The organism is Carboxydocella sp. JDF658, assembly GCF_002049395.1.
In the GTDB taxonomy this organism is placed as follows: domain Bacteria; phylum Bacillota.
In genome coordinates this window covers 1-201 of the sequence record NZ_BDLR01000105.1, presented here as the reverse complement: position 1 = coordinate 201, position 201 = coordinate 1, and the positions used below count along the sequence as shown (strand labels likewise).

Here is a 201-nt window from a genome sequence, read left to right as displayed (position 1 = left end):
GGTCAAAAATATTAATTGCATCCTTCTCTTCAACTATCAGATTGTCCATTTCTGTCTTATCACTATGTTTTGCTGTGGTAATTGTTGCGCAATCCGGCAGAACCCCTTGCCCAAACAAATTAAGCCTGAGATGAAGTTTTATACCGCCTTTCTCTTTACGGAATTCTGCCCAGCGATAACGGCTTAGACACAAGCTAATAA

At 40.3% G+C, this 201-nt stretch carries 1 pseudogene; it reads right to left on the bottom strand.

Features of this window, described 5'->3' with window-relative positions:
- Positions 1 to 201 (bottom strand): annotated as a pseudogene (locus tag JDF658_RS12350) (IS4 family transposase); the annotation flags it as partial.